Raw genomic sequence first — 22,318 nt, 5'->3', positions numbered from 1 at the left:
GAAATGGGGCAAGCGGTGTGCATGCACCTGCATGCAGGCGGCTTGCCCCATTCATTCTATGTGAGCCGATTTGGCCCGGCTTTTGAAATGGCGACACCGAATTACACAATCCCCCGGGCCGGAGCCCGACGCGGGGCCCGGCGAGCGGTATTGTTCCCGCACAGGCCTTTTTGCAGAAACATGCTGCGGCGCGGTACAATGGCGGGTGAAGCAGGCCAGACAGTCGCTGGCCGGCGCAGCAATGCGCTGGCGGGAGGAAGGTCCGGACTCCATAGAGCGGGGTGACGGTTAACGGCCGTCCGTCGAAAGCCGCAAGGTATAAGGCGAGGAATAGGGCCACAGAGACGAGCGTATTAAGTTACGGTGAAACGCGGTAACCTCCACCTGGTGCAATTTCAAATAGGCACGCGATGATGCTGCTCGCGGAGCGTGCGGGTAGAAAGCTTGAGCGCCCGAGTAATCTGGCGCCTAGAGGAATGACTGTCATAGCGCCGACCTGCAAGGGAAGGCGCCGTAACAAAATCCGGCCTATCGGCCTGCTTCACTTGAATTCCTGCTCCCTGGCTTGCCGGGGAGTATCTTGGTCACCGCAGTTTGCATGCTGCGCATCAAGCAAAAGCCCCCGCAACGGGGCTTTTTTTGTTTCTAAAAATAGTGCAGCGAAGATAAAGTTGTATAGACAACTAAAGATGGACAATTGGTTAAAGTTTCTTAGTTCTAATTAATTGCTGCAGTGCAAAAATATTTTTCCTGCGTCAGGCCAGGCCCGGAAAACAGGGCAGGTATGCGCCATGGGCAAGTGTTTTTTGCTTTAAACCAAGTCTTTCTCTGCCGCTGCTGGCCGTTGTGCCTGCATGACGAAAGTATTGTCATGTGTCAACTAACTGTAAAAAATTCAATTTTTTGATTTCGTTTTTTTCGATGTTTACGGTAGGAAAACACATGTGTGCAGATGAGGTAGCACATTCACTATCTTTCATAAGTATCTAATTTATCGATATATTTTTATTTGAGACTCCTTCAACGATCTGCGCTAAGTCCTTAATTTCATTAATAAAATTCCTGTTTTGCCAATCGGAAACCGCTTGACCACTATCTTTGCTTCCTCTAAAGTGGGCAACTGTGTGAAAAAGTGTGTTTTTGTGGGAAATTTTCCCTTTCCATCGCGATGCGCAAGCGTTGCAAGCCAAGCTCAAAAAAAGGTCTTCCGTGTTTCAAGGCGCGTCCGCAATCAATCTCGATGCCAAAGGCAGGATGTCTATCCCTGCCAAGCACCGTGACGCGCTGGCGATTCAATGCGAAGGCCGTTTGACGCTGACCAAACACCCCGATGGCTGCCTGCTGTTTTTCCCCCGTCCCGTTTGGGAAAGCCACCGCCAGCAAATCGCCGCCTGGCCCATGTCGGCGCGCGCCTGGCAGCGCATCTTCCTCGGCAACGCCGTCGACGTCGAGCTGGACTCGGCGGGCCGCGTGCTGATCTCGCCTGAATTGCGCAATGCCGTCGGGCTGGCGCGCGAAGTGATGATGATCGGTATGGGCAGTCACTTTGAAATATGGGATGCCGCCAAATTGGCCGACAAAGAACAGCAGGCGATCGATGCCGGCACCCCCGATGTACTTTCCAATTTTTCTTTCTAAGGCTCCGTAATGACACAACTCACGGTGCCGGAATTTCAGCATCGCACGGTGCTGCTCGATGAAGCGGTCGATGCGCTCGACCTGTCGGGCGACCGCGCGCACGGCATTTACGTCGATGGCACGTTTGGCCGCGGCGGCCATAGCCGCTTGATCCTGTCGCGCCTGGCCGATGACGCGCGCCTGATCGGCTTCGACAAGGATTTGCAAGCCATCGCCACGGCCGAACAGATTGCCGACCCCCGTTTTCAGATCGTCCATGACAGCTTTGCCACCATGACGGCCAGCCTGGCCGAACGCGGCGTGCAGCAGGTGGACGGCATTTTGCTCGACCTGGGCATCTCGTCGCCGCAGGTCGACGACGCGGCGCGCGGTTTCAGTTTCCGCAACGACGGACCGCTGGACATGCGCATGGATACCACGCGCGGCGTCTCCGCAGCCGAGTGGCTGGCGGTGGAAACCGAGCAGAATTTAGAGAAAGTGATACGCGATTATGGGGAAGAACGGTTTGCTTTTCAGATTGCAAAGGCGATTGTTGCTGGCCGGGCAGTCCAGCCAATTTCAAGCACACGACAGCTTGCCGGCATCGTGGCAGGCGCCGTCAAGACCCGCGAGAAGGGTAAGGACCCCGCTACCCGCACCTTTCAGGCAATCCGCATTTTCATTAACAAAGAGCTCGAGGATCTCGAGATCGGTCTGAACCAGGCGTATGCCTGCCTGGCGCCCGGCGCGCGCATGGCCGTGATCAGTTTTCATTCGCTCGAAGACCGCATGGTCAAGCGCTTCTTCGCCTCGAAGGCGAACGTGGAGCAGCCTGACCGCCGTCTGCCGATCCGCGCGGTCGACTTGCCGCAGCCGGAAATGAAGCTGATTTCGAAAATGAAGCCGTCCGACGCCGAGATCGAGGGCAATCCCCGTTCGCGTTCGGCCGTGATGCGCGTGGCGCAGCGTTTGCCCATTCCAGTTAGTGGCGGCGCCCGATGACTGGCAAGCTGTGTGTCGTGCTGTCGGCCCTGCTGGTGTGCTGCGGCCTGTCGCTGGTGAACGCGCAGTACCAGTCGCGCCACCTGCTGATCGACCTGGAACGCGCGCAAGCGCTGTCGCGCCAGCTCGACATCGACTGGGCGCAACTGCAGCTGGACCAGTCCACTTTGGGCAAGCATGAACGCATCGAATCGATCGCACGGCGCGACCTGAGCATGACGCCGCTGACGGCGGCGCGTACGCAATACCTGACGGAGGGCGAATAATGAAGTTGGGCGGTAATAGCAACGGCCGGGTGGCGGCATCGAAAGGCGTGCCATTCTCGAAGAACCCCGTACTGGCGGTGCGTCTGCCCGTCTGGCGTTCGCGCGTCGTGCTGTTCCTGCTGTTCTTCGCTTTCGCCGGCCTGGGCGCGCGCGCCCTGTGGCTGCAGGGCGTGTCGACGCAGTTCCTGCAAAAGCAGGGCAAGGCGCGCTATGAGCGCACGCTGGAACTGCCGGCCACGCGCGGCAAGATCACCGACCGCAACGGCCAGGTGCTGGCGTCGTCCGTCCCCGTGAAAGCCATCTGGGCCATTCCCGACGACGTGCTGCAGGCGTCGCCCGAAAAAATCAATGCGCTGGCCGGCCTGCTGGAAATGAACGTCAACGAATTGCGCAAGAAGCTCGATTCGGACCGCAGCTTCGTTTACCTGAAACGCCAGGTCGAAATGGACGTGGCCGACAAGATTTCCAAGCTCGGCATCGACGGCATCGACGAGCGCAAGGAATACAAGCGCTTCTATCCACAGGGCGAAGTGATGACGCACGTGGTGGGCTTTACCAACGTGGAAGACGTGGGCCAGGAAAGCATGGAACTGGCGCAGCAGAAAACCCTCGTCGGCACCACCGGCAGCCGCCGCGTGATCAAGGACCGTCTGGGCCACATCGTCGAAGACATCGGCTTCATCCACGAACCGCATGACGGCAAGGACCTGACCCTGTCCGTCGACAGCAAGATCCAGTACATCGCCTTCACGCAGTTGAAGGAAGCGGTGGAGAAATTCAACGCCAAGGCCGGCGGCGCCGTGGTGCTCGACGTGCACACGGGCGAAGTGCTGGCCCTGGCCAATTACCCGAGCTACGACCCGAACGACCGCCGCAAGCTCACGGGCCAGCAGCTGCGCAACCGCGTCATGACCGATACTTTTGAGCCCGGTTCGACCCTGAAACCGATCACGGTGTCGCTGGCGCTCGACACGGGCCGGGTCAAGCCGACCACCCTGATCGACACGGGCCCGGGCCGCTACACGATCGCCGACCGCACGATTACCGACACCAAGCCGCACGGCGTGATCAACGTCTCCGAAATCATCGAGATGTCGTCGAATATCGGCACCTCGAAGATCGCGCTGGGCATGCCGTCGCAGGAAATGTGGGAAATGTTTACCAAGGTAGGCTTCGGCCAGCAGCCGAAATGGGGCTTCCCCGGCGCCGTGGCCGGCCGCGTGCGTCCGTATAAATCGTGGCGCCCGGTGGAACAGGCGACCATGAGCTATGGTAACGGCATTTCCGTGTCGCTGATCCAGCTGGCGCGCTCTTATATGATGTTCGCGCGCGACGGCGACACGATTCCGCTGTCGTTCCAGAAGGTCAATGAACTGCCCGTGGGCCAGCAAGTGATCAAGCCGAAGACGGCCGCCGACATGCGCGCCATGCTGGAACTGGTGGTCTCCGGCGCGCACGGCTCGGCCAAGCGCGCCCAGGTCGCCGGCTACCGCGTGGGCGGCAAGACGGGTACCGCCTATAAGGTGGAAAACGGCCGCTATGCGATGCCGCGCAAATACATCGGCTCTTTCGTGGGCATGGTGCCGATGTCGGCGCCGCGCTTCATCATCGCCGTGATGATCGATGAACCGACCGGCCCCGCCCACTATGGCGGCCAGGTCGCCGCTCCCGCTTTCGCGGCGATTGCGACCAACGCGCTGCGCGCGATGAACGTACCGCCCGATTCCTCCGTTACCGAAATCGTGGTCCCGGCCAATGCCGGCCCGGAGGCCATGTGAAGTCACTCATGACCATACAAGACATCAGTTTGTGGATCAAAACGGCTGCCCCGTCCGGGCAGCTGACGTCCGATTCGCGCCGCGTGCAGCGCGGCGACGTGTTTTTCGCCTATGCGGGCGCCACCGATTTCATCGCCGCCGCCATCGCGCAGGGCGCCGCCGCCATCGTGCATGACGCCGTGGAATGGAACGCCGCATGGAGCGTGCCGCACCTGCTGGTCAGCGACCTGAAACGCCTGGCCGGCCCCGTGGCGCATGCTTTCTACGACATGCCCGACAGCGCCATGTTCAGCGCCGGCGTAACGGGCACGAATGGCAAGACCTCGTGCGCCTTGTGGCTGGCGCAAGCCCTGGCGCGCCTGGGCGAGCCATCGTCCGTCATCGGGACGTTGGGCGTGGGCCTGTGCAAGCCGCGCGGCGCCATCGAATTTGACGTCACCGGCTACACGACGCCCGACGCCGTGCTGCTGGCGCGCAAGCTGGCCGCCATGCGCGACGCTGGCGCCAAGGCCGTCGCCATCGAAGTGTCGTCGATCGGCCTGGACCAGGACCGCGCGGCCGGCATGCATTTTGACGTCGCCATGTTTACCAATCTGACGCGCGACCACCTCGACTACCATGGCGACATGGCGGCCTACGAGGCGGCCAAGGTCAAGCTGTTCGACTGGCCCGGCCTGAAAACGGCCGTCATCAACCTGGACGACCCCATGGGTTTGCGCCTGGCGGCGCACGTGGATGGCAAGCTGGCCGGCGAATATCCCGTCATCGGCTACACCCTGCAGGATGCGGCCGCCTTGCCCGACCTGCCGGGCGTGCTGATGCTGCGCGCCAGCCAGTTCCGCAGCCGCAATGCCGGCACTGACTTCCACCTCGAATGCGCGCTGGGCGTGGCGCTGGTCAAGACGCAGCTGGTGGGCCACTTCAATATCAGCAACGCGCTGGCCGTGCTGGGCGCCTTGCTGGCGCACGGCACCGGCCTGCGCGCCGCCATCGACGGCATCGAATCCTTGCAGCCGGCCCCGGGCCGCATGCAGCAGGTGGGCGGCCAGGAAGCGCCGATGGTCGTCATCGATTACGCGCATACGCCGGACGCGCTGGAAAAAACCCTGGCCGCCTTGCGCCAGGTGGCGCAGGAGCGGGGCGGCCAGCTGTGGTGCGTGTTCGGCTGCGGCGGCGACCGCGATCCGGGCAAGCGTCCGCAGATGGGCGCCATCGCGCAGCTGGCCGATCACGTGCTCGTCACCAGCGACAATCCGCGCAGCGAAGACCCGCACGCCATCATCGCGCAGATCGTCGCCGGCATGCGCGCAGACGGCCCGCAGCCGCAAGCCATCGAAGACCGCGCCGCCGCCATCCTGTCGGCCATCAAGCACGCGGCCAAGCCGGACGTGATCCTGTTGGCGGGCAAGGGCCATGAACCGTATCAGGAAATCAAGGGCAAGAAACTGCCGTTCTCCGATGCCGACCATGCGCAGCTGGCCCTGTCCGCGCGCCTGACCATGATGAGGACGAACTGATGCGCGGCACCCTGACAGAACTGATGCCGTCGCTGGACGGCGCGCAGCGGACGGGCGACGCCGTTTTTGACGGTGTCTCCACCGACAGCCGCAGCGCCCAGGCCGGTTCGCTGTTCGTCGCCCTGCGCGGCGAGAGTTTCGATGCCCACGACTTCCTCGAGCAGGTGGCCGCGCGCGGCGTCGCCGCCGTGGTGGTCGAGCGCCTGCCCGCAGGCTGGGACAGCGGCAAGGTGGCGGCCATTGTGGTGCCCGATACCCTGGCCGCGCTGGGACGCATCGCCAACCACTGGCGCGGCCGTTTCAATGTGCCCGTCATCGGCGTCACTGGCAGCAATGGCAAGACCACCGTCAAGGAGATGATTGCATCGATCCTGGCGGCGGCCTTTGGCGAAGAGGCGCGCCTGGCCACGCGCGGCAACCTGAATAACGAGATCGGCGTGCCGTTGACCCTGTTCCGCCTGAATGAAGAACACAAGGCGGCCGTCATCGAGATGGGCATGAACCATCCGGGAGAAATCGCGCGCCTGGCCGCGATTGCCGCGCCGACTCTGGCGATGGTCAACAATGCGCAGCGCGAGCACCAGGAATTCATGCATACGGTCGAAGCGGTGGCGCGCGAAAACGGCGCCGCGCTGGCGGCATTGTCCGGCGACGGCGTGGCCGTCTTCCCGCATGGCGATGAATTCACGCCCCTGTGGCGCGAGCTGGCCGGCGCGCGCGCCGTCATCACCTTCGGCCTGTCGAAAGAGGCGGACGTGAGCTGCACGCACCGCGCGGCCGAGAATTTTGGCAGCGACCTGTTCGTCAGCGTGCGCGCGCAGGACGGCGCCTTGCGCCAGTTCTTCGTCGGCCTCCAGGCGGCGGGCGAACACAATGTGCGCAATGCGCTGGCCGCTGTGGCATGCGCCGTGGGCGCCGGCATCGCCATCGAACATATCAAGCAGGGCCTGGAGGCGTTCGCGCCCGTGAACGGCCGCCTGCAGAAAAAACGTGCCGCCAACGGCGCCACCATCATCGACGACACGTATAACGCCAATCCGGATTCGGCGCGCGCGGCCATCGATGTACTGGCGCAGGCCGCGGCACCACGCATCCTGGTGCTGGGCGAGATGGGCGAAGTCGGCACGCAGGGGCAGCAGTTCCACGAAGAGATCGGCGCCTACGCCGCCGCCAAAGGCATCGAACACGTGCTGGCGACGGGCGGCCTGGCGCGCCATCTGGTGAGTGCGGCGCAGGCAGCCGCCAGCCAGGAATCGGGCACGGTCGTGGAGTATTTCGAACAGTTCGACGGTTTGCTGGCGGCGCTCGATGCGCATTTGTCCGGCCGTTCGGATGCAACAGTATTAATCAAGGGCTCCCGCTTCATGAAGATGGAACGGGCCGTGCAGCATTTGATTGGTTCAAACAACAATAACAAGGAAGCTCACTAATCATGCTGCTCTGGCTCGCTCATTATTTCCAGGACGACATTGGCCCATTGCGGGTCTTTAACTTCATCACTTTCCGCGCCGTCTTCGCCACCTTGACGGCGATTTTGATCGGCCTGTGCGCCGGCCCCGCCGTGATCCGCATGCTCACGCGCATGAAGGTCGGCCAGGCCGTGCGTACGGACGGCCCGCAAACGCATCTGAAAAAACATGGCACGCCTACCATGGGCGGTGTGCTGATCCTCATCGCCATCGGCATTTCCACCTTGCTGTGGGCCGACCTGTCGAACCGCTTCATCTGGCCGGTCCTGATCGTCACCCTGGGCTTTGGCGCCGTCGGCTGGGCCGACGATTACCGCAAGGTGGTGCACCAGGACCCGGAAGGCATGCGCTCGCGCGAAAAATACTTCTGGCAGTCGCTGATCGGCATCGTCGCCGCGTTTTACCTGGCGTTTTCCGTCTCCGTGTCGGAACCTGACGCGGGCCACGTGTGGAACCTGATCTACGCCTGGGTACAGTCGGGCTTCGCCATGGACCTGCCGCCGAAAGCCGATCTGATCGTCCCGTTCTTCAAGACCATCAGCTATCCGCTGGGCGTGTGGGGCTTCATCGCGCTGACCTATTGCGTCATCGTCGGCACCAGCAACGCCGTCAACTTCACGGACGGTCTCGATGGCCTGGCCATCATGCCGACCGTGATGGTGGGCACGGCCCTGGGCCTGTTCGCCTACCTGACGGGCAACGCCACGTATGCACGCTACCTGTTCATCCCGCACATTCCGGGCGCCGGCGAACTGGTGATCTTCTGCGGCGCGCTGGCCGGTTCCGGCCTGGCCTTCCTCTGGTATAACACGCACCCCGCGAAAGTGTTCATGGGCGACGTGGGCGCGCTGGCACTGGGCGGCGCACTGGGCACCGTCGCCGTCATCGTGCGCCAGGAAATCGTCCTGTTCATCATGGGCGGCATCTTCGTCGTCGAAACGCTGTCCGTGATCATCCAGGTCGTCTGGTTCAAATACACCAAGAAGCGCTTTGGCGCGGGCCGCCGCGTCTTCCTGATGGCGCCATTGCATCACCATTTTGAACAAAAAGGCTGGAAGGAGACGCAGGTTGTCGTGCGTTTCTGGATCATCACCATGATGCTGGTGCTGCTCGGCCTGACCACCTTGAAGCTGCGCTGATGATGTACGACGCTAAAACCGCACTGGTACTGGGCCTCGGCGAATCGGGGCTGGCGATGGCCCTGTGGCTGGCCCGCAGCGGTGCCTGCGTGCGCGTGGCCGATACGCGCGAGGCGCCAGAGCGCCTGGCCGCGTTGCAGGCTGCCGTGCCGCAGGCGCAGTTCATCGCCGGCGCCTTCACGGCCGAGCTGCTCGATGGCGTCGACTTCGTTGCCGTCAGCCCCGGCCTGGCGCCGGGCCGCGAACTGGCTGGCATCGCCCCGGCCGCGCAGGAAAAAAATATCCCCGTGTGGGGCGAGATCGAACTGTTCGCGCAGGCACTGGCCGCACTCAAGGCGGAACGCGGCTATGCGCCGAAAGTCATCGCCATCACGGGCACGAATGGCAAGACGACCGTTACCAGTCTGGTAGGCCTGCTGTGCGAGCGCGCCGGATTGATCACGCGCGTGGCCGGCAATATCAGCCCGGCCGCGCTGGACGTGCTGCGCGAAGTGCTCGATGCCGAGCCCGCGCCGCAGCCGGTGGAGACGGACGCTGAAGCGGCGGAACCCGTCGCCGGCACCTTGCCGCAGGCGTGGATACTCGAGTTGTCCAGCTTCCAGCTGCACACGACGTTCAGCCTGCAGGCCGATGCGGCCACGGTGCTGAATCTGTCGCAGGATCACCTGGACTGGCATGGCGACATGGCCGCGTATGCCAAGGACAAGGCGCGCATCTTCGGCGAGCAGACCGTGCGCATCCTGAACCGCGACGATGCCTTGGTCATGCACATGGCCGATCCGCTGGCCGAGACGGTCACCTTCGGCACGGGCGAGCCGGCGGAAGTGGACAGCTTCGGCCTGGTCAATGAACGCGGCATCTTCTGGCTGGCGCAAGCCGTGCCCAGCGAAGAAGTGATCGAGAAAAAACGCAGGAAGAACGATCCGGCGCCGGAACCGGTGCCGACGATGGCCAAGAAACTGATGCCGGCCGACGCGCTGAAAATCCGCGGCCAGCATAACGCCTCGAATGCGCTGGCGGCGCTGGCCCTGTGCCGCGCCATCGGCTTGCCGTTCGCGCCGCTGCTGCATGGCTTGCGCGAGTACCAGGGCGAACCGCACCGCGTGGAGCTGATCACGGCCGTGGGCGAGGTCGAATATTACGACGACAGCAAGGGCACCAACGTGGGCGCGACAGTGGCAGCGTTGTCCGGCCTGGGCAAGGCGTTTGGCGGCGCGGAACAGCGCCTGGTGCTGATCGCCGGCGGCGACGGCAAGGGGCAGGATTTCTCGCCGCTGGCCGAACCGGTCTCGCGCTATGTGCGCGCCGTGGTGCTGATCGGCCGCGATGCGCCAGCCTTGCGCGCGGCGCTCGAGCCGGCCGGCGTGGACATCATCGATTGCGCCACCTTGCCGGAAGCCGTCAAGCGCGCCAGCAGCCTGGCGCTGGCCGGCGACGCCGTGCTGCTGTCGCCCGCATGCGCCAGTCTGGACATGTTCAAGAACTATGCGCACCGCGCGCAGGTGTTTGTCGACGCCGTGCGCGACATCGCCCTGGAAAACGGACAGGATATCTGATGGCCTTCCAACTGCCCTTCAGCTTTGGTTCCGGCTCGGCTGCCAAGCCGCTGGATAGCCGCGCGCGGCAGTCGAAGATGATGGATTACGACAAGCCGCTGGTGTGGGTGGTCCTGCTGCTCATGTTGCTGGGCATGGTGATGGTGTATTCGGCGTCGATCTCGCTGTCGGACGCGCGCAAGTTCGCCGCCTACACGAACAATTATTTCGTCGTGCGCCAGGCGCTGTTCATCGGCGTGTCGGTGATCGCGGGCGCGCTGGTGTTCCGCATTCCCATCGCGACCTGGCAAAAAATCGCGCCGTGGCTGTTCATCGGCACCCTGGTGCTGCTGGTGATGGTCCTGATACCGGGCCTGGGCGTGTCGGTCAACGGCGGTCGCCGCTGGCTGAATCTGCCGGGTCTGCGGCCGCAGCCGTCCGAGCTGATGAAGGTAGTGATGGTGCTGTACGCGGCCGACTACACGGTGCGCAAGCAGGAATACATGCACAAGCTGACCAAGGGCTTCATGCCGATGGCGCTGGCCGTCAGCTTCGTCGGCTTGCTGCTGCTGATGGAACCCGATCTGGGCGCCTTCGGCGTGATCGTCTGCATCGCCATGGGCATCCTGTTCCTGGGCGGCGTCAACGCCATCTGGTTCGGCGGCATCGGCGCCATGCTGACGGCGATCTTCGTCACCATCATCGCCCTGTCGAAATTCCGCCGCGAGCGGTTTTTTGCGTATCTCGATCCGTGGCAGGAAGACAATGCGCTGAACAAGGCGTATCAGCTGACGCACTCCTTGATCGCCTTCGGGCGCGGCGAACTGTTTGGCGTGGGCCTGGGCGGCAGCGTGGAAAAGCTGCACTACCTGCCCGAAGCGCATACGGACTTTTTGCTGGCCGTAATCGGCGAGGAACTGGGCCTGGTGGGCGTGCTGGTCGTGATCGGCATGTTCTACTGGATTATCAAGCGCGCGTTCGACATCGGCCGCCAGGCGATCGCCATCGACCAGACCTTTGCCGGCCTGACGGCAAAGGGCATCGCCATCTGGATCGGCGTGCAGACCTTCATCAACATGGGCGTGAACCTGGGCCTGCTGCCGACCAAGGGCCTGACCTTGCCCTTGATGAGTTATGGCGGCACGGGCGTACTGATTAACTGTATCGGCCTGGCGATTTTGCTGCGCATCGATTACGAAAACCGGATCCTGATGCGCGGAGGCCGGCTATGAACAACGTGACGAATTTGAAAACGACGAAAAGACTGATGATCATGGCGGCCGGCACCGGCGGCCATATCTTCCCGGGCCTGGCGATTGCGCAGACGATGCGCGCGCGCGGCTGGGAAGTGAGCTGGCTGGGCACGACCCATGGCATGGAGCAGGAACTGGTGCCGAAAAGCGGCATTCCCATGGATGCCATCGAATTTTCCGGCATGCGCGGCAAGGGCCTGGCGCACACGGTCAAAGGCGGCTTCAGGATGCTGGCCAGCTTCTTTGCCATCCGCCGTTTCATCGCCAGCCGCAAGCCGGACGTGGTGATGGGCATGGGCGGTTACGTCACCGTGCCGGGCGGTCTGATGGCGCGCCTGAAGGGGGTGCCGCTGGTGCTGGTCAATGCCGACGCGGCGCTGCTGTTGTCGAACAAGACCCTGGTGCCGCTGGCGCAGCAGGTGTGCTTCGGTTTTCCCGCCGATTTCGGCAGCGCCGCCGGCAAGGCCGTCGTCACTGGCAATCCCGTGCGTGCCGAGATCCTCGCCATGGCACCGCCGGCCGCGCGTTTCGCTGGACGCAGCGGACCGCTGCGCATCCTGGTGGTGGGCGGCAGCCTGGGCGCGAAAGCGCTGAACGACAGCCTGCCTGCCGCGCTGGCCCTGATGCCGGAGGGCGAACGCCCGCTGGTGACGCACCAGTCGGGCAAGAAGAATATCGACGCCCTGCATGCCGCGTATGCGCAGGCGGGCGTGCAAGCGAACGTGGTCGACTTCATCGACAACATGGCCAGGGCGTATACCGAGGCCGACCTGGTGATTTGCCGCGCGGGTGCGATCACCCTGTCGGAATTGACGGCGGCCGGCGTGGCCAGCGTGCTCGTGCCGCTGGTGGCGTCGACCACCAGCCACCAGCGCGACAACGCGCAATGGATGGCGAAACAAGGCGCGGCGATTCATCTGCCGCAGACGGAAATGAGTGCAGTGTCGCTGAGCACTCTGCTGGCGTCCTTGACGCGCGAGACCTGCCAGCAGATGGCGCAGGCGGCACTGGCAGCAGGCAAGCGCGACGCCAATGAGGCGATCGCACACGTATTGGAAAAATTGGCATGAGGTTAGCTCTGTGAAGCATAAAGTAAACAATATCCACTTTGTCGGCATTGGCGGCAGCGGCATGAGCGGCATCGCCGAAGTGCTGGTCAACCTGGGCTACAAGGTGTCGGGCTCCGACCTGGGCAGCAATGCGGCGACGCAGCGCCTGGCGAGCCTGGGCGCGACCGTCATGCTCGGCCACGCGGCCGAGAACATCGGCGACGCCGATGCGGTGGTGACGTCGGGCGCCGTCCCGCAAGACAATCCGGAAGTGGCGGCTGCGCGCGCGCGCAAGATTCCGCTGGTGCCGCGCGCCGTGATGCTGGGCGAGTTGATGCGTCTGAAACGCGGCATCGCCATCGCCGGCACGCACGGCAAGACCACCACCACCAGCCTGGTCGCCTCCGTGCTGGCGCAGGGCGGCCTCGATCCCACCTTCGTCATCGGCGGGCGCCTGACCAGCGCCGGCGCGAACGCCAAGCTGGGTTCGGGCGACTACCTGGTGGCCGAAGCCGATGAATCGGACGCCTCGTTCCTGAACCTGACGCCGATGATCGAAGTGATCACGAATATCGACGCCGATCACATGGACACCTACGAGCACGATTTCGAAAAGCTCAAGCAGGCCTTCGTGCAGTTCACGCACCGCTTGCCGTTCTATGGCCGCGCCATGCTGTGCATCGACGATCCGCACGTGCGCGCCATCATCCCGTCCGTCACCAAGCCCGTCACCACCTACGGTTTCGCGGAAGACGCGCAAGTGCGCGCCATCAACGCGCGCGCCGTGGGCCTGGAAATGCATTTCACCGTGCTGCAGGAAGGTTATCCGGACCTGGACGTGGTGCTGAACCAGCCCGGCATGCACAATGTGCAGAATGCCTGCTCGGCGATCGCCATCGCGCGCGAAATCGGCATCGCCGACAGCGCCACGCAGCAGGGCCTGGCCGAGTTTTCCGGCGTGGGCCGCCGCTTTACCCGCTATGGCGACGTGGCGCTGCCGAACGGCGGCACTTTCGCGCTGGTCGACGATTTCGGCCACCATCCGGTGGAAACGGAAGTGACCCTGGCCGCCGCGCGCGCCGCCTATCCGGGCCGCCGCCTGGTGCTGGCTTTCCAGCCGCACCGCTACAGCCGCACGCGCGACCTGTTCGAGGATTTCGTCAAGGTGCTCGGTGCGCCCGACGTGCTGCTCTTGTCCGAAGTGTATGCGGCGGGCGAGGCGCCTATCGTCGCCGCCGACGGCCGCGCCCTGGCGCATGCGCTGCGCGCGCGCGGCAAGATCGAGCCGATTTTCGTCGAGTCCATGACGGACATGGCCGACACCATCATGAGCGTGGCGCGCGACGGCGACGTCGTGCTGACCATGGGCGCCGGTTCCATCAGCGGCATCCCGAATCAACTGACAACGTATCAATCTCACACTGTAAAGGCCTGACGTGAACCAAGCTTCAGCTATCGACGTTAAACAATTGGGCAAGGTCGGCGTCCTGTTCGGCGGCCGCTCGGCCGAGCGCGAAGTGTCGCTGATGTCCGGCGCGGGCGTGCTGGCCGCTTTGAAAAGCCATGGCGTGGATGCGCATGGCTTCGACACGGGCGAACGCAGCCTGGCCGAACTGGCCGCTGAGAAGTTTGACCGCGTCTTCATCGCGCTGCACGGCCGCTTCGGCGAAGACGGCAGCCTGCAGGGCGCGCTGGAACAGCTGGGCATCCCGTACACCGGCAGCGGCGTGATGGCTTGCTCGGTGGGCATGGACAAGGTCTATACCAAGATGATCTGGCTGATGCACGAGCTGCCGACGCCGAAGTACGCGGTGCTGGACGACAGCTCCGACCTGGCCAAGGTCGCCGCGGAACTGGGCTTGCCGCTGATCGTCAAGCCGCCGCATGAAGGCTCGAGCATCGGCATCACGACGGTCAACGAGGCCTCGGCCTTCCAGGCGGCCTACGACATCGCCGCCGGCCTCGATGATTCGGTGCTGGCCGAGGAATTCATCAAGGGCCGCGAATTCACCGTGGCGATCCTGGGCAAGGGCGCCGCGGCGCGCGCGCTGCCGCCGATCGAAATCGTCGCGCCGCAAGGCAATTACGATTACCAGAACAAGTACTTCACGGACGATACGCAGTATTTCTGCCCGCCGCAGCTGGACCCGGCGATCATCGCCGAGATGGAACGCATCGCCCTGGCGGCCTACCGCGCCCTCGGCTGCGAAGGCTGGGGACGGGTCGATGTGCTGATGCGCGCGGCCGACAGCAAGCTGTTTTTGCTGGAAGTGAATACCTCGCCAGGCATGACGGGCCACTCGCTCGTGCCGATGGCGGCGCGCGCGGAAGGCACCAGCTATGAAGACCTGTGCCTGGAAATCGTTTCCGGCGCAAGCCTGAAAATGCACAAGGGACAGCGCTGATATGTGGCATGACGCTAAAAGCCTCAATACGACTGCCAACGGCTTGCTGGCCGCGGTGCTGGTCGTGTGCGTGGCCGCCGGCGTCTGGTGGGTGTCGCAGCGTCCCATGTTCGACCTGCGCACGATCAAGGTGGAAAGCGCGGACGACAAGGGCCTGCGCCACGTGAATTACCTGACCCTGCGCAGCGGTACTTTGGGCCGCATCAAGGGCAATTTTTTCACGACCAACCTGGAAAGCGTGCGCGGCGTGTTTGAATCGGTGCCCTGGGTGCGCCGCGCCAGCGTGCGGCGCGAGTGGCCGAACCAGCTGATCGTGGCGCTGGAAGAACATGAAGCACTGGGCACCTGGGGCGAGGATGGACGCCTGCTGTCGGTCAAGGGCGATGTGTTTACAGCCAATGTGGCCGAAGCCGAGGACGACCATGAGTTGCCCGCGTTTGCCGGCCCCGATGGCAGCGAGAAGGAAGTGCTGGCCACCTACGTGCAGCTGGCAAAGTGGTTTGCGCCGTTGAAGATGGTGCCGGAAACCCTGTCGCTGTCGAGCCGCTATGCATGGACGGTGAAACTGAATAACGGCATGAGTGTGGCGCTGGGGCGCGAGCAGAATCATACAACCCTGAAAGCGCGGGTCGACCGGCTGGTGGGCATCTACCCGCAGCTGGCGAGCCGGCTGGAAAATATCGACACGATCGATATGCGCTACCAGAATGGCCTGGCGCTCAGTTCAGCCGGCCTGGTGATACCGGCCGAAGGCAAGGATGGCAGGCCGGCGCCGGCGATCAAGAAGAAAAATGGCAGTCCGATTAAAAAACCGGCTTGACCGAATACTCAATTAATCAATTAATAGCCCAAAAAACTAGGCGAAAGAAATGACAAAAGACGCGAAAAACCTGATCGTCGGCCTCGACATCGGCACCTCGAAAGTGGTGGCGGTGGTTGCCGAAGTGATGTCCGATGGGCGCCACGAAGTGATCGGGCTGGGCCAGCACGAATCGAAGGGCCTGAAAAAAGGCGTAGTGGTCAATATCGAGGCTACGGTGGAGTCCATCCAGCGCGCGCTGGAAGAGGCCGAGCTGATGGCTGACTGCAAGATCCGCAATGTGTACGCAGGCATTGCGGGCAGCCATATCCGCAGCTTCAATTCCAGCGGCATGGTGGCCATCAAGGACAAGGAAGTGACGGCGACCGACGTGGCGCGCGTCATCGAGACGGCAAAAGCGGTTAACATTCCGACCGATCAGCAATTGCTGCACACGGTGCCGCAAGAGTTCATCGTCGACAGCCAGGAAGATGTGCGCGAGCCTATCGGCATGAGCGGCATCCGCCTGGAGGTGAAGGTGCATATCGTCACCGGCGCCGTGTCGGCGGTGCAGAACATCGTCAAGTGCGTGCGCCGCTGCGGCCTGGAAGTGTCGGACCTGATCCTGCAGCCGATGGCCTCGGCCGATGCGGTGCTCACGCCCGACGAGAAGGAACTGGGCGTGGTCCTGATCGACATCGGCGGCGGCACGACCGATGTGGCGGTATTTTCCGATGGCGCGATCCGCCATACGGCAGTCATTCCCATCGCCGGCGACCAGATCACCAACGACATCGCCATGGCCTTGCGTACCCCGACCGCGGAAGCGGAAGAAATCAAGATCCGCTATGGCGTGGCCAAGCAGGTCCTGGCCGACCCCGGCGAATCGCTGGAAGTGCCTGGCCTGGGCGACCGCGGCCCGCGCAACCTGTCGCGCCAGGCGCTGGCGGCAGTGATCGAGCCGAGGGTCGAGGAGCTGTTCGCGATGGTGCACCAGGTGGTGCGTGAATCCGGCTACGAAGGCGTGCTGTCGTCGGGCATCGTGCTCACGGGCGGCACGTCCATCATGCCCGGCATGGTGGAAATGGCCGAAGATATTTTCCTGAAACCGGCGCGCCTGGGCACGCCCGAGTATCGGGGCCAGCTGGCCGACGTGGTGCGCAGTCCGCGCTATGCCACGGTATTGGGCCTGCTGCTGGAAGCGAAGAAGCAATACCTGCGCGGCCACATCGTGACGCGTCAGGACGGCTCGGTGAAGGCAGTCTGGCAGCGCATGAAGGAATGGTTTTTAGGGAATTTTTAAGGGCATGATTTACGCCCGGCAGTACAGGTTTTTTGGCAGCATCGCAGGTACACACACATAACTTTATTTTATATTTAACCGCAGTTTTCAATCTCCAGTTCTCCTACCAATATGAGGCCTGGCGCTTGGAAACCGCATCTGATAGGAGCACATCATGGAGTTCGATATGGTCGATAACACAGCTTTAGGTACCGTCATCAAGGTCGTCGGCGTCGGCGGTGCGGGTGGCAATGCAGTCCAACACATGATCAACAAAGGCATGTCGGGCGTGGAGTTCATTGCCGCCAACACCGACGCACAGGCCCTGTCGACATCGAAGGCCCACAACATCATCCAGATCGGCGATACCGGTCTGGGCGCCGGCATGAAGCCTGCCGTCGGCCGCCAGCTGGCGGAAGAATCGCGCGCACGCATCGCCGATTCGCTGCGCGGCGCGCACATGGTCTTCATCGCCGCCGGCATGGGCGGCGGCACGGGCACGGGCGCCGCTCCTATCGTGGCCGAAGTGGCCAAGGAACTGGGCGCCCTGACGGTGGCCGTGGTCTCCAAGCCATTCTCGTACGAAGGCCAGAAGTGCATGGACATCGCCGACGAAGGCCTGGAGCAGCTGTCCCTGCACGTCGACTCGCTGATCATTATCCTCAATGAAAAACTGGAAGAGATCTACGAAGACGAAAGCATGCTGGAATGGATGCAGCACGCCGATGATGTGCTCAACAACGCGGTGGCCGGCATTGCCGAAATCATCAACGTGCCTGGCCATATCAACGTCGACTTCAACGACGTGAAAACCATCATGGGCGAGCAGGGCAAGGCCATGATGGGCACGGCGACGGCGTCCGGCGTCGACCGCGCGCGCATCGCCGCCGAACAGGCTGTCGCTTCGCCGCTGCTGGACGGCATTGATCTGTCTGGCGCGCGCGGCGTGCTGGTCAACGTCACGGCCAGCCGTGGCCTGAAAGGCAAGGAGATCAAGGAAGTCATGGCTGCCGTGCGCGCGTTTGCCGCGCCGGACGCGTCGATCGCGCAAGGTATCGCCTACGACGACGCCATGGGCGACGATATCCGCGTTACCGTGGTGGCCACGGGCCTGGGCCGCGCGAAGAAAAACATCCAGCTGGTACCGCAGCAAGTGCTGCGCACCGGCACCCACAACAGCCCGCTGACCCCGTCGGCTGCCATGGGTAGCGCGCAAGCGGCGACGACGACGGTTGGCGTAGCCACGCCGGCAGCCGGTTTCGACGGCATGAAGGCACCGGCAGTATGGCGCCGCGAATCGGCTTCCGAGCAAGTGCGCGCGATGGAAAAGAATGGCATGGAAACCTACGACATTCCAGCGTTCCTGCGTAAGCAAGCAGATTAAGGTGATCTGATGTCAGTAACGATGACGGCGGCCTGAGGGTCGCCGTTTTTTTTGCCGTTTTTTGATTTTTGGCTTTGCCTTTCCGGCCGCTTTCTGCACAAATACGGCAAGTCAGGCATACTATCGCGCAGTGCCGGCATCATGCCGGCAGAACCAGATCACGGGCGCCGTCCGCTCCATGGAGCGGGCGGCGTCCTTAACCGACAGCACACAAGGAGTCAACATGACCATCAAGATCGGCGACACCCTGCCAGAAGGCACCCTGGCCGAATTCATCGAAAGCGAAACCGAAGGTTGCGCACTGGGCCCGAACACGTTCAACGTGCAAGACCTGGTCAAGGGCAAGAAGATCGCCATCTTCGGCCTGCCAGGCGCCTACACCCCGACCTGCTCCGCACAGCACGTGCCAGGTTACGTCAAGCACGCCGCCGACCTGAAAGCCAAGGGCGTCGATGAAATCTGGTGCATCTCCGTCAACGACGCGTTCGTGATGGGCGCCTGGGGCCGCGACCAGAAAGCCACCGGCGTCGTACGCATGATGGCTGACGGCAATGCCGCCTACAGCAAGGCCCTGGGCCTGGACGCCGATTTTTCCAAGCACGGCATGGGCACGCGCTCGCAGCGCTACTCGATGCTGGTCGACAATGGCGTCGTGACGCAATTGAACGTCGAGCAGGGCGGCAAGTTTGAAGTGTCGAATGCCGAGACCTTGCTGAGCCAGCTGGCCTAAGCAGATCGCAGGTTGGCGTAGGCCAGGCGCAGGTCGGCGTAGGTCGGCTTAGCGCAGCGTAAGCCGACGAGCGGAATTGGCATCACGTTTGCTCTGGCATTGTTGGATTACGCGCTGCGCGCTAATCCAACCTACGCAATAAAAAACGGCGCCATCGGCGCCGTTTTTACGTTTACTGTACCGATGGCTTGGTCGCCTCGAACATGGCCGCGTCGATGCTGAACGAATAGTCGTCCTGCAGCTGAGCCAGCTGGCCTAAGCAGATCGCAGGTTGACGTAGGCCAAGCGTAGGCCAGGCGCAGGCCAGGCGCAGGTCGGCGTAGGTCGGCTTAGCGCAGCGTAAGCCGACGAGCGGAATTGGCATCACGTTTGCTCTGGCATTGTTGGATTACGCGCTGCGCGCTAATCCAACCTACGCAATAAAAAACGGCGCCATCGGCGCCGTTTTTACGTTTACTGTACCGATGGCTTGGTCGCTTCGAACATGGCCGCGTCGATGCTGAACGAATAGTCGTCCTGCAGCGCGAAATACCGGCGCGCTTCCTCGGGCGCGCCATCGAACAGGTTGCGGATGGCCGCCACGCGCTCGTCCGGCGTGCGCATGCGCGCCACCCACTCGTCGAACTGCATCGTCAGTTTCCATACGCTGCGCAAGCTGTGCGTAAAGCCCGCGTTGTCGAACTTGGCACCCCATTCGCACGTGCGGTAGTCGCGCACGTGCGAGGCGTCGCGCAGCATTTCCACCGCCTGCAAGGTACTGTCGTACAGGGCCGTCTTGGGCGCCACGATATCGACCACCAATAACGTGCCGTTCGGGCGCAGCACGCGCCACGCTTCGGCCAGGGCTCCGGCCACGTCGGTCCAGTGGTGCGCGGAAAAGCGCGTGACCACCATGTCGAAGCTGGCATCGGCAAACGGCAGACGCGCCACGTCGCCCCGTTGCGTGCGGATGTTGTGCAAGCCCCGTTGCGCCCTGGCGTGGTCCACCACGTCGAGCATGGGCTGCGCCAGGTCGTAGGCGACCACCGATTGCGCCACGGGGGCGACGGCAAAGCTGGCGTGGCCGGCGCCGCAGCCCAGGTCCAGCACGGCCGGCCGGCCGTGGCGGCGCGCGCATTCCTGCATCAGCACCAGGTCGGCGCCTTGCGCGTGGATTGCGCTGCTCAGGTAGGCATGGGCCGTCTTGCCAAACTGTTCGGTAACGACATCGTGCTGCTGCATGGTTTTCTCCTGTTGATGGGTGAGTTCCTGCAGAATAGGGATAAAATTATCCTGTAACAAGACTATAACTTATACTGGTATATCCACTACCATGCATCTGTGCCATGTCGAACAAGCTCGCTGAATTCATCCGCGCCCGGCGCGAAGCCGTCACCCCCGCCATGGCTGGCTTGTCCGGTGGCGGACGTCGGCGCACGCCCGGCTTGCGGCGCGAAGAGCTGGCGCAGCTGTGCGACGTCAGTCCCACCTGGCTGACGTGGCTGGAGCAGGGGCGGCCCGTGTCGGCGTCGGCCAAGATGCTTTCTCGCCTGGCGCAGGTACTGCAGCTGAGCGCGGCCGAGCGCGCCTATCTGTTCGAGGTGGCCGACAAGCATGACCCCAGCCATGGCACAGGCGAGGGCGGCGGGCCTGCCAGCGCCGAGCTGGCGGCCATCGTCGCCGCCATCGACGCGCCCGCCTACATCCTCGACCGCGAATGGAGCGCCGTGGCGTGGAACGGAGCGGCGTCCGCCTTGTTCACGGGCTGGCTGCATGGCGACGGGGACGCGCCGAACCAGCTGCGCTTCATGTTCCTGGAGCCTGGCGCGCGCGACCTGATCGTCGGCTGGCCCGAGCGGGCGCGGCGGCTGGTGGCGGAGTTTCGTGCCGATATCGGCCGCCAGGCGGACCAGGCGCCGCTGGCCGGCCTGATCGCGGAGCTGGCCGACGCCAGCCCTGAATTTCGCCTGTGGTGGGGCGCGCAGCAGGTGCAGGGCCGCGATGGCGGCTTGCGCCGCTTCCAGCATGCGCAACAGGGGGCGCTCAGCTTCAACCAGGTCACCTTGCACCTGGCGCGCCAGCATGAGCTGAAGCTGGTGATGCTGTTGCCTGTGTCATAAGGTAAAACGGCCGCGCTTGCTATAATCGGCTTGATGGTTTGGCCTTGCCATGCTGTCCTGGCTCCGGCCGTCGCCATGATGACGGTCCCGCTCTTTCGCCAGGAGTCTGTCCTGATACCCCGCAATCCTAACCTGCGCAGCATCTATGTGATGCTGGTCGCCGTCGCCATGTTTTCCCTGATGGACACGGCTATGAAGCTGTTGTCCGCCCACTATCCGCCCATGCAGGTGACGGCCTTGCGCGCCCTGTCGTCCTTGCCGCTCGTTTGCCTGTACCTGCTGTACCGGGGCGCGTTCAAGAATGTGCTGAAGGTGCGCTGGCCGCTGCACTTGCTGCGCGGCGCGCTGGGCGTGCTGATGATTACCCTGTTCGCGTATGGCTTGAAGCGCATGTCGCTGGCCGAGACGTATGCGCTGTTTTTTGTTGCGCCCTTGCTGATCACGGTGCTGTCGGTTTTTATCTTGAAGGAAAAAGTCGACGTCGCGCGCTGGTGCGCCATCGCCGTGGGTCTGCTGGGCGTGCTGGTGGCGCTGCGTCCCGACGGTTCGGGCTTCTTTTCGCTGGCCGGGCTGGCCGTGCTGGGCTCGGCCGCCTGTTACGCCATTTCCGCCGTCACTGGCCGCATCCTGAGCCGCACGGATGCCAGCGAAAGCATGGTCTTCTGGCTGATGGTGATGATGGCCGCCGGCGGCGTGGCCTTGTCGGCGCACGAATGGGTGAGCATCCGCCGCGAAGACTGGTGGCTGCTGGCCGGCTTGTCGCTGAGCGGCTTCCTGGGCCAGCTGGCCATCACGGAAGCTTTTCGTTTTGGCAAGGCATCGAGCGTGGCGCCATTCGAATACTCGGCCCTGGCCTGGGGCATGGCCCTGGACTGGATGCTGTGGCGCGCCTTGCCCGACGAATACACCTTGATCGGCGCGGCCATCATCATCGGCAGCGGCATTTACCTGGTGCGGCGCGAAGCCGTGCATGCGGAAAGCGAACATCCGTGAG

20 protein-coding genes and 1 other RNA gene are annotated in these 22,318 nt (G+C 63.2%); 19 read left to right on the top strand and 2 right to left on the bottom strand.

Annotated elements, in window-relative coordinates:
• Nucleotides 1–207 precede the first annotated feature (207 nt).
• The 17 genes from rnpB to OX462_RS23760 all read left to right on the top strand — a co-directional run bounded on the left by rnpB (nt 208) and on the right by OX462_RS23760 (nt 19,225).
• An RNA gene (gene rnpB, locus OX462_RS23840) (RNase P RNA component class A) lies at nt 208–547 on the top strand.
• A 662-nt stretch (nt 548–1,209) separates the two neighbouring features.
• Entirely contained in the window at nt 1,210–1,638 is a 429-nt protein-coding gene (gene mraZ, locus OX462_RS23835) for a division/cell wall cluster transcriptional repressor MraZ (RefSeq protein WP_034748899.1), read from the top strand.
• Between the two features lie 9 nt (nt 1,639–1,647).
• Nucleotides 1,648–2,619, top strand: a complete 972-nt coding sequence (gene rsmH, locus OX462_RS23830) for a 16S rRNA (cytosine(1402)-N(4))-methyltransferase RsmH (protein WP_070222499.1) — start codon at nt 1,648–1,650, stop codon at nt 2,617–2,619.
• Nucleotides 2,616–2,885 carry a cell division protein FtsL gene (gene ftsL / locus OX462_RS23825; RefSeq protein ID WP_034748894.1) on the top strand — a complete coding sequence of 90 codons (270 nt, stop codon included), beginning with the start codon at nt 2,616–2,618 and terminating at the stop codon, nt 2,883–2,885. The genes rsmH and ftsL overlap by 4 nt, the downstream gene beginning before the upstream one ends.
• Entirely contained in the window at nt 2,885–4,663 is a 1,779-nt protein-coding gene (locus tag OX462_RS23820; RefSeq protein ID WP_070222497.1) for a peptidoglycan D,D-transpeptidase FtsI family protein, read from the top strand. Before ftsL ends, OX462_RS23820 begins: the two co-directional genes overlap by 1 nt.
• 8 nt (nt 4,664–4,671) lie before the next feature.
• On the top strand, nt 4,672–6,180 hold the full coding sequence (locus OX462_RS23815; protein ID WP_070222495.1) for a UDP-N-acetylmuramoyl-L-alanyl-D-glutamate--2,6-diaminopimelate ligase: 1,509 nt from the start codon (nt 4,672–4,674) through the stop codon (nt 6,178–6,180).
• Complete coding sequence (murF, locus tag OX462_RS23810; RefSeq protein ID WP_409027222.1) at nt 6,180–7,610, top strand: UDP-N-acetylmuramoyl-tripeptide--D-alanyl-D-alanine ligase; 1,431 nt, start codon at nt 6,180–6,182, stop codon at nt 7,608–7,610. Before OX462_RS23815 ends, murF begins: the two co-directional genes overlap by 1 nt.
• A 2-nt stretch (nt 7,611–7,612) precedes the next feature.
• Nucleotides 7,613–8,788, top strand: coding sequence for a phospho-N-acetylmuramoyl-pentapeptide-transferase (gene mraY / locus OX462_RS23805; RefSeq protein WP_070222491.1), 1,176 nt, complete (start codon nt 7,613–7,615; stop codon nt 8,786–8,788).
• A complete protein-coding gene (gene murD, locus OX462_RS23800; RefSeq protein ID WP_409027221.1) occupies nt 8,788–10,344 on the top strand; it encodes a UDP-N-acetylmuramoyl-L-alanine--D-glutamate ligase in 1,557 nt (518 codons plus the stop codon). The genes mraY and murD overlap by 1 nt, the downstream gene beginning before the upstream one ends.
• Nucleotides 10,344–11,555, top strand: coding sequence for a putative lipid II flippase FtsW (gene ftsW / locus OX462_RS23795; RefSeq protein ID WP_070290157.1), 1,212 nt, complete (start codon nt 10,344–10,346; stop codon nt 11,553–11,555). Before murD ends, ftsW begins: the two co-directional genes overlap by 1 nt.
• Complete coding sequence (gene murG / locus OX462_RS23790; protein WP_409027220.1) at nt 11,552–12,646, top strand: undecaprenyldiphospho-muramoylpentapeptide beta-N-acetylglucosaminyltransferase; 1,095 nt, start codon at nt 11,552–11,554, stop codon at nt 12,644–12,646. The genes ftsW and murG overlap by 4 nt, the downstream gene beginning before the upstream one ends.
• 10 nt (nt 12,647–12,656) lie before the next feature.
• Entirely contained in the window at nt 12,657–14,060 is a 1,404-nt protein-coding gene (gene murC, locus OX462_RS23785) for a UDP-N-acetylmuramate--L-alanine ligase (protein WP_070222485.1), read from the top strand.
• A gap of 1 nt (nt 14,061) precedes the next feature.
• Nucleotides 14,062–15,030 (top strand): D-alanine--D-alanine ligase, encoded by a 969-nt coding sequence (locus OX462_RS23780; RefSeq protein WP_070222483.1) that lies wholly within the window; start codon nt 14,062–14,064, stop codon nt 15,028–15,030.
• Between the two features lies 1 nt (nt 15,031).
• Nucleotides 15,032–15,850 carry a cell division protein FtsQ/DivIB gene (locus OX462_RS23775; RefSeq protein ID WP_070312913.1) on the top strand — a complete coding sequence of 273 codons (819 nt, stop codon included), beginning with the start codon at nt 15,032–15,034 and terminating at the stop codon, nt 15,848–15,850.
• Between the two features lie 49 nt (nt 15,851–15,899).
• Entirely contained in the window at nt 15,900–17,132 is a 1,233-nt protein-coding gene (gene ftsA / locus OX462_RS23770; RefSeq protein ID WP_010394955.1) for a cell division protein FtsA, read from the top strand.
• Nucleotides 17,133–17,286: 154 nt separating this feature from the next.
• Nucleotides 17,287–18,495: a cell division protein FtsZ gene (gene ftsZ, locus OX462_RS23765; protein WP_034784974.1), complete on the top strand. Its 1,209-nt coding sequence runs from the start codon at nt 17,287–17,289 to the stop codon at nt 18,493–18,495.
• A gap of 223 nt (nt 18,496–18,718) precedes the next feature.
• Nucleotides 18,719–19,225 (top strand): peroxiredoxin, encoded by a 507-nt coding sequence (locus tag OX462_RS23760; RefSeq protein ID WP_070222479.1) that lies wholly within the window; start codon nt 18,719–18,721, stop codon nt 19,223–19,225.
• 172 nt (nt 19,226–19,397) lie between these two features.
• Here OX462_RS23760 and OX462_RS23755 read toward each other — a convergent pair whose 3' ends face one another.
• Together OX462_RS23755 and OX462_RS23750 are read right to left on the bottom strand one after the other, a co-directional pair.
• Nucleotides 19,398–19,589: a hypothetical protein gene (locus tag OX462_RS23755; RefSeq protein WP_409027219.1), complete on the bottom strand. Its 192-nt coding sequence runs from the start codon at nt 19,587–19,589 to the stop codon at nt 19,398–19,400.
• Between the two features lie 89 nt (nt 19,590–19,678).
• Nucleotides 19,679–20,446, bottom strand: coding sequence for a class I SAM-dependent methyltransferase (locus tag OX462_RS23750; protein ID WP_099411886.1), 768 nt, complete (start codon nt 20,444–20,446; stop codon nt 19,679–19,681).
• Between the two features lie 104 nt (nt 20,447–20,550).
• Between OX462_RS23750 and OX462_RS23745 the strand changes: the two genes are divergently transcribed.
• Both OX462_RS23745 and OX462_RS23740 read left to right on the top strand, forming a co-directional pair.
• Nucleotides 20,551–21,324: a helix-turn-helix transcriptional regulator gene (locus tag OX462_RS23745; RefSeq protein WP_099411866.1), complete on the top strand. Its 774-nt coding sequence runs from the start codon at nt 20,551–20,553 to the stop codon at nt 21,322–21,324.
• 150 nt (nt 21,325–21,474) lie between these two features.
• Complete coding sequence (locus OX462_RS23740; RefSeq protein WP_409028777.1) at nt 21,475–22,317, top strand: DMT family transporter; 843 nt, start codon at nt 21,475–21,477, stop codon at nt 22,315–22,317.
• Nucleotide 22,318: the final 1 nt, after the last annotated feature.

It is taken from the genome of Janthinobacterium aestuarii, from assembly GCF_046113285.1.
Lineage (GTDB): Bacteria > Pseudomonadota > Gammaproteobacteria > Burkholderiales > Burkholderiaceae_D > Janthinobacterium.
The sequence above is the reverse complement of the archived record's forward strand: the minus strand, read 5'-3'. Positions and strand labels throughout refer to the sequence as shown.

Coding starts and splice junctions, on each gene's coding strand:
- rsmH (WP_070222499.1), top strand. CDS start 1,648: ATGACACAACTCACGGTGCCGGAATTTCAGCATCGCACGGTGCTGCTC.
- ftsL (WP_034748894.1), top strand. CDS start 2,616: ATGACTGGCAAGCTGTGTGTCGTGCTGTCGGCCCTGCTGGTGTGCTGC.
- OX462_RS23820 (WP_070222497.1), top strand. CDS start 2,885: ATGAAGTTGGGCGGTAATAGCAACGGCCGGGTGGCGGCATCGAAAGGC.
- OX462_RS23815 (WP_070222495.1), top strand. CDS start 4,672: ATGACCATACAAGACATCAGTTTGTGGATCAAAACGGCTGCCCCGTCC.
- murF (WP_409027222.1), top strand. CDS start 6,180: ATGCGCGGCACCCTGACAGAACTGATGCCGTCGCTGGACGGCGCGCAG.
- mraY (WP_070222491.1), top strand. CDS start 7,613: ATGCTGCTCTGGCTCGCTCATTATTTCCAGGACGACATTGGCCCATTG.
- murD (WP_409027221.1), top strand. CDS start 8,788: ATGATGTACGACGCTAAAACCGCACTGGTACTGGGCCTCGGCGAATCG.
- ftsW (WP_070290157.1), top strand. CDS start 10,344: ATGGCCTTCCAACTGCCCTTCAGCTTTGGTTCCGGCTCGGCTGCCAAG.
- murG (WP_409027220.1), top strand. CDS start 11,552: ATGAACAACGTGACGAATTTGAAAACGACGAAAAGACTGATGATCATG.
- OX462_RS23775 (WP_070312913.1), top strand. CDS start 15,032: ATGTGGCATGACGCTAAAAGCCTCAATACGACTGCCAACGGCTTGCTG.
- ftsA (WP_010394955.1), top strand. CDS start 15,900: ATGACAAAAGACGCGAAAAACCTGATCGTCGGCCTCGACATCGGCACC.
- ftsZ (WP_034784974.1), top strand. CDS start 17,287: ATGGAGTTCGATATGGTCGATAACACAGCTTTAGGTACCGTCATCAAG.
- OX462_RS23760 (WP_070222479.1), top strand. CDS start 18,719: ATGACCATCAAGATCGGCGACACCCTGCCAGAAGGCACCCTGGCCGAA.
- OX462_RS23755 (WP_409027219.1), bottom strand. CDS start 19,589: ATGCCAATTCCGCTCGTCGGCTTACGCTGCGCTAAGCCGACCTACGCC.
- OX462_RS23750 (WP_099411886.1), bottom strand. CDS start 20,446: ATGCAGCAGCACGATGTCGTTACCGAACAGTTTGGCAAGACGGCCCAT.
- OX462_RS23745 (WP_099411866.1), top strand. CDS start 20,551: ATGTCGAACAAGCTCGCTGAATTCATCCGCGCCCGGCGCGAAGCCGTC.
- OX462_RS23740 (WP_409028777.1), top strand. CDS start 21,475: ATGCTGGTCGCCGTCGCCATGTTTTCCCTGATGGACACGGCTATGAAG.